General features: G+C 38.9%; 7 protein-coding genes. 6 read left to right on the top strand and 1 reads right to left on the bottom strand.

What is annotated here, in order from left to right:
- From L1D46_RS19165 to L1D46_RS19155, 3 genes are all read left to right on the top strand, one after another.
- Positions 1-272: hypothetical protein (locus L1D46_RS19165; RefSeq protein ID WP_239978054.1), on the top strand; the 272-nt coding region annotated here is incomplete at its 5' end.
- 286 nt (positions 273-558) lie between these two features.
- Entirely contained in the window at positions 559-978 is a 420-nt protein-coding gene (locus L1D46_RS19160) for a hypothetical protein (RefSeq protein ID WP_063705413.1), read from the top strand.
- A gap of 194 nt (positions 979-1,172) precedes the next feature.
- Complete coding sequence (locus L1D46_RS19155) at positions 1,173-1,640, top strand: hypothetical protein (RefSeq protein WP_239978053.1); 468 nt, start codon at positions 1,173-1,175, stop codon at positions 1,638-1,640.
- Positions 1,641-1,701: 61 nt separating this feature from the next.
- Here the strand turns inward: L1D46_RS19155 and msrA are convergent, their stop codons facing one another.
- On the bottom strand, positions 1,702-2,979 hold the full coding sequence (gene msrA / locus L1D46_RS19150; RefSeq protein ID WP_239978052.1) for a peptide-methionine (S)-S-oxide reductase MsrA: 1,278 nt from the start codon (positions 2,977-2,979) through the stop codon (positions 1,702-1,704).
- Between the two features lie 157 nt (positions 2,980-3,136).
- Here msrA and L1D46_RS19145 point away from each other — a divergent pair, with 157 nt between their 5' ends.
- From L1D46_RS19145 to L1D46_RS19135, 3 genes are all read left to right on the top strand, one after another.
- Positions 3,137-4,660, top strand: a complete 1,524-nt coding sequence (locus tag L1D46_RS19145) for a leucyl aminopeptidase (RefSeq protein WP_239978051.1) — start codon at positions 3,137-3,139, stop codon at positions 4,658-4,660.
- Between the two features lie 150 nt (positions 4,661-4,810).
- Positions 4,811-5,479 (top strand): 5-oxoprolinase subunit PxpB, encoded by a 669-nt coding sequence (gene pxpB, locus L1D46_RS19140; RefSeq protein ID WP_239978050.1) that lies wholly within the window; start codon positions 4,811-4,813, stop codon positions 5,477-5,479.
- Positions 5,476-6,409: biotin-dependent carboxyltransferase family protein (locus tag L1D46_RS19135; RefSeq protein WP_167657618.1), on the top strand; the 934-nt coding region annotated here is incomplete at its 3' end. The genes pxpB and L1D46_RS19135, both read left to right, overlap by 4 nt.

The raw sequence follows: 6,409 nt of genomic DNA, 5'->3' as shown, positions 1-6,409 counted from the left end.
GCAATGGAGACACTAACCTTTTAAATAATAAGCATTTTATTTTAAGTGTCTATCCACAGGAAAATGGTTTTTTCTATCAATACACACAAAATCAGACACCTACTATGAATTTTTATGATTATAAACAAGGTGTTCAAAATCTAAGTAATGATTTTCAACAGTTTTGCGTAGTGTTTTGTAGCCAAATAACAGCACTAAACGGAAATACTATTTTATTAAAAGAACAACATGATACGGCAGATATTTTAGTTTTGAAAATAGCTCTAAAGTAATAGCCATTCTTCTAGATATCTGCCGTATACCTACAAATCTACTTGCTAGGGGCACTCTCTGAAATAAAGCAATGACATTAGTGTGTAAGTTTAATAGCTTAACTGGTTTTTTAATATTCAAATTCCCCCCTCTACTACCCCGCCACACCTCAAATACTGAGTAATTACTCTATAGATTAAATTTCTTCATCTATCAGTTTTAATTTAATCGTTTGTTTAGCTTATAGGAATATTTTAAAGTTCACTCGTTGGCAAGAAACACCAACTTATTCAGAGGAAAACTATCATGTTAAAAACACTTGTAACCACTATTGCACTTAGCTCTTTATTAACTTGCTCAGCGATGGCAGTAGCCGATCAAGCTGATTATAAACTGATGGTTATTGAGCAAGCTCAAACTAACGACAATGCAACTAGCCAATACGAAACTGCCTTCAACCGCTGTGCATTAAGCGTTAAAGAAAAGAATTTTTCAGAAGCGGAAAGCCTGTGTACTCAAGCAATTTCTCTTCTAAGCACAAGTAAAGTACCTGGTTACAAACGCCGCGAATTAACATCGTTTGCACTTAGTAACCGTGGTGTCGCACGCATCATGTCTGAAAACGATACTGCTGCACTTTCTGACTTTTATGAAGCAGTACAAATTTCTAAAAACGAACTTGTTAACCATAACTTAAGCCGCGCAAAACAAAACCTAGCGCTGTAAAAGTTACCCCAACCAAATTGTTGTCGAAAGCCCGGTTCTTGTGTGTTCTGACCGGGCTTTTTTTCGTCTTAAATATCTGCTTTATAGAATACTTTTCTTCACCTAACGGGTGCGATTATCTCGTTTGTCAGTTTTATACAGTGTTTCTAACTTTATAGAGTAAGCATATTGCTTACACTAACAAGGAGAAAACAATGTTTAAATTAAATCTTAAACCCTGCCTGTGGTTAATATTATTTGTTTGTTCAAATTTTGTATTTGCCAACAACAACGACTTTAAACTCATGGTTGTTGACGATAACGCAAGCTCAAAAGCAATTATGCAAGGTAACTTTGCTAATAATTCTTTAGAGACAATGAACGAAGCTAACAACTATATCTTGCCATTTAATCGTTGCGTTGCGAGTGTGAAACTGAAGCAGTTTGATAAAGCTGATCAAGATTGCTCTCAAGCAATCGCGATGCTTAAAAAGGTCAATGCTCCACACTATAAACGTAATGAACTGACGTCTTATGCATTAAGTAATAGAGGTATTGCCAGACTAATGGCGAAAAATGATACGGCAGCCATTGCCGATTTCTATGAAGCTGTGCAGCTAAATAATAACGAGCTGGTGTCGTTTAACTTAAATCTCGCTAAACAGGAATTAAAATTGTGGTAAAAAGTCATCAGGCTAAAAGAAAACCAGCCATGTCGGCTGGTTTTCTTATACCAATTACCTTTTATGATTTATCTCTTGGCACAAAATCAAGCACTGTAGCATTTATGCAGTATCTATCTTTACCTCTTGGCCCTTCACCAGGGAACAAATGACCTAAGTGAATGCCGGAGCTTTTTGACTTAAGCTCAATTCGCTGCATGCCGTAACTGTTATCTTCATGCATTGTCACACTATCTTTTACAGGATGAGTAAATGAAAGCCAACCTGTGCCAGAATTGAATCTGTCTCGGGTGTCAAAAAGCGGCGCATCACTTAACTTATCAATGAAAATTCCATCAGGTGTATTTTTAAAGATATCGTATTGTTTACAAAAAGGGCTGTCTGTAGTCGCATGAAAAGCCACTCTAAAAGCTTCACTGTCACCCAGCTTAAATGCGCCTAACGCTTTGTAAAACTCACCTTTACTAACATAACCTTGTCTGCCATAAACCTCTTCGCCATTTTCAATAAATAGTAAAGTAGGAGTCGCCCATGTCGGAGTTTTTATGTTTAAACCATCAAGCTGATCAGCATGTCGAAAAGTCATAGGGATTGACCCCATGTATTCATTGGCGACGTCTTTTTTGAATTTTTCACAGTATGGGCAGTAACCTTTAGCATCTATCACTACAATTTGCTTACCTACCAATAAGGCTGTGTTATCAACCTGCTGTTTTTCTACTGGTGTGAATACAACGCCCGTTGAATGATCAGGGCAATAGCCATTGGGGTTTTTCTTTAAATAATCTTGGTGATAATCCTCAGCAGCATAAAACGCATCAAGCGGTTTTATCACAGTTACAATCTTGCCAAACCCTGCTGCTGTTAGTTTTTCTTGATATTCATCTTTAAGCTTATTGGCAATCTCGAGTTGCTCTTTATTACTTGCCAAAATTGTTGATCGATATTGAGTACCAATATCATTACCTTGGCGATTTAGCTGAGTCGGATCATGATTTTCAAAGTAGTATTTTAAAAGTGATTGTGTTGTTAACTCGTTGCTGTTGTATGTCACTTTAACGACTTCTGCGTAATTGTTTTCATCAAAACGACGAGAACTACGAGTAATATTTTTGTAAGTTGCTTTAAATCCATGCCCATCAGCATAACCAGATACCGCATCTAACACGCCATCCAGTGCTTCATAACGTTTTTCTGCTCCCCAAAAGCAACCCGAGCCAAGCACTATAGTTTCGATATGCCCTGTTGCATTATCTGGCATTGTTTCAGCTTTAATTTGGCTGATGGTAAAAATGGCACTGCAAGTGAATAGTGTCAGTAACATCGACTTAATTGTCATACTAATTTCCTCGTAAAAGCCTGTATTTAATAGAGACCGAGCATAGGTATTAATAATTTCAACTTAAACGCATGCAAACAGCGATTCACCGCTAACAATTTAACTCTTAACCTTATTTACGGTAAAACACAGCTTTTTAACATTGGGATATTAAAAAATGAAAATTGCACACAGCTTATCTGCTATTGCATTAGGATTAACACTTGCTACGCAAGTGAATGCCGCAGAGTTCACTTTTGCAAAATCAATTAAACCGAACGACAACACCTTAGTTTTATTTTTAGATACAGATAGCCAAGTTGCTAACTTTAATTATTTAAAACCAGAAACCCAAACTCACTTAAACAAAGTTATTGAGTTTAGTGACTTTAAAGCTGGCTATGGCAAAACATTAGAAGTAATCGCGCCAAATGGTAGCGAACACCAACGCATCTTACTTGTTGGCTTAGGAGAGCAGCCGAAGCTGGATGCAGCAAAAATGGCAAAACTGGGTGGTAATGTTCACGCTAAATTACAGTCTGCTAAACAAGCAACTGTAAGCCTAGATTTTTCTGAGTTAAAAGACAGCGCAATCAATGCTAAATACGCTGCTGAATTTGCTCATGGTGCGAATTTACGTGACCATCGTTTTGAGCAATATAAAAAAGAACAAGACAGCCATGTTATTAACTACACGGTTGATGTTGAAAATTTAGACCAAGCAGTCAAAACTCACAAATTACTGCAAAGTATTGAGCAAGGTGTTTTTTTAGCGCGCGATTTAACGTCTGAAGTTGCAACAGAAATGACTCCTGCTGATTTTGCAAAAGCTGCAAAAGAGCTTAAAAAGTTAGGTGTTAAAATCACTGTTTTAGAACCTAAGCAAATCAAAAAGCTTGGCATGGGCGCACTTGAAGCGGTTGGTCGTGGTAGTGAAGAAGGTTCACGTTTAGTTGTTGCTCATTATCAAGGTAATAAAAACACGCCTATCGCATTAATAGGTAAAGGTATTACCTTTGATTCGGGTGGTTATAGTATTAAAACAGGTGCATCAATTGCCCGCATGAAGTCAGACATGGCAGGCGCAGCAGCAGTACTAGGTACTGTAAAAGCAATGGCACTTGCAAAAGCCGATACTAACGTAGTTGCTGTGATGGGCATGGCTGCAAATATGGTGTCACAGTTTTCTGTAGCGCCGGGTGATGTAGTTAGAACTGCTGAAGGTTTAAGCGTTGAGATTGTCAATACGGATGCTGAAGGCCGCTTAGTTCTAAGTGACGCAATGTGGTATGCCCGCGACAAGTTTAAGCCGAGCATTATGGTAGATGTTGCAACCCTAACAGGCTCTAAAATTCGTGCTGTTGGTAATGAATATGCTGCGGTATTCTCTGATGACGATACACTTGTTGAGCAGTTAACAGTGGCTGGTAAACAAGTAAACGAAAACCTATGGCGTTTACCACTAGGTTACAAAGATGCCTTAAAATCAGACATTGCTGACCTAAAAAATATCGGCTCACATGGCCCTGGGGCGACTACAGCTGCAAGTTTCTTACAACACTTTGCTGGTGAAACTCGCTGGGTTCACATTGATATTGCAGGCAACGCGCTAAACTCTAAAGCTAAAGATGAACTAGCTGAAGGCGGAACTGGTTACGGTGTACGTTTATTATCTAATTGGTTATTAAATAACGCACAGTAATTGCTATTGCACTTTTCAAGTGGCTATAAGTAATTATAGCCACTTGATTATCATGAGTTTTTCTAATTAACACCAAAGACACATTTACATCATCAACATCCAGCCTATATGCTAAGAAGCATTAAGGGATAATAATAAGATTAATGAGTAATGACGACGACCAATAGCACACCAAAGATTATGGCGCTCACTACACACAGCATTTTTTTTGATGCCTACGTGACAGGAAGCGACACACTTAATACACAAAAGAAAATATGGGCATTAGCTCAGTACTGTAAAAATAGTGATGATTTTGTTGATGTAGTTCCTGCCAATAATAATTTAACCCTATATTTAAAAGAACCAACTCAACTTGCAGGCTGGCTACCAAGATTACTTGAGCAATGGCACGAACTTAAATCTAGTGACTTTAATTCGCGTCATCATAAGTTAGCTACGCGCTACGGCGGTGAATATGGGCCTGATATCGCGCATGTTGCTAAGCATCATAACCTCTCTGTCGACGATGTTGCTCAAATGCACAGCAATGCCAAATACCATGTTCTGTTTTTAGGCTTTAAACCCGGCTTTGCTTATTTAGATGGTTTAAATCCAAAGCTTTTTACACCTCGTCATGCTGAACCACGGCTTTCTGTACCAAAAGGTTCTGTTGCTATCGGCGGTGAGCAAACGGGTATTTACCCTGAAACTTCCCCCGGTGGCTGGCAGATTATCGGCCATGCAGATTTTAAATTATTTGATATTAATGCTGCTTCACCATGCGCAATTGAGCCCGGCGATACTTTAGAATTTGTTATTCAGGAGGTGTTAAAATGATCACTATCATCAAACCTGGCATGCAAATGTCTATACAAGATCAAGGTCGCACAGGATCTCGTCACTTAGGAATTGGTCAATCTGGTTGTATCGACCCTTATGCGCAAATAATAACGAACCGTTTAGTCGGCAATGATGATAATAATCCAGTAATCGAAATCACCTTAGGCCTTGCTGAAATACAATTTGATAATGATTATTACATTGCACTGCATGGCACTGATATGAAAGCCACAGTGAACGGCAATGCCGTGGAACCAGGATGGAGTTTTTATATCAAAAAAGGTGATGTATTAAAGCTCAATGCAGCACGCCATGGTTTTAGAAGTTACCTTGCGATTGGCGGCGAGTGGCATTTACCAGAGCCTATTTTAGATTCTTACTCAACTGATATTTCAGCTGGTTTTGGTGGTTTAACCGGTCACGCACTGCAAACTGGTGATACCTTTCAAATTACGCCTAAGTACAAGACCAAAATTGGTTTAGGCGCCATGCTTCCACCTAAAAGTACGCAAATACGTATTCATGCTGCACCACACGCCGCGTTGCTACCTAAAAACACCATAGTAAACTTTATTAATCATTCATGGCATGTGTCTCCTAACAGCAACCGCATGGGCACAAGACTATTAAGTGATGAGTGTGATATCAGCCATGATATTTCACTACCATCTATGGCTGTTGCTCCTGGGTGTATCCAGTTACCGCCAAACGGTGAACCCATAGTGCTTTTAAATGATGCGCAAACAACGGGGGGTTACCCATTACTTGGTACAGTGATCGAAGCAGATCTTCGTCACTTTGCACAATTAAAACCAGGCGATTTCTTACACTTTAAGTTTGTGACACTCAAGGAAGCGCATGAAGCACAAGAAAAGCTAACTGCACACTTAAATCAACTTGCGATAGCCCTTAACTATATTAATAAAT

The sequence above is a fragment of the Pseudoalteromonas sp. Isolate3 genome (assembly GCF_022398505.1).
GTDB classification, from domain to species: domain Bacteria; phylum Pseudomonadota; class Gammaproteobacteria; order Enterobacterales; family Alteromonadaceae; genus Pseudoalteromonas; species Pseudoalteromonas apostichopi.
This window is presented reverse-complemented; position numbering and strand designations above follow the sequence as displayed.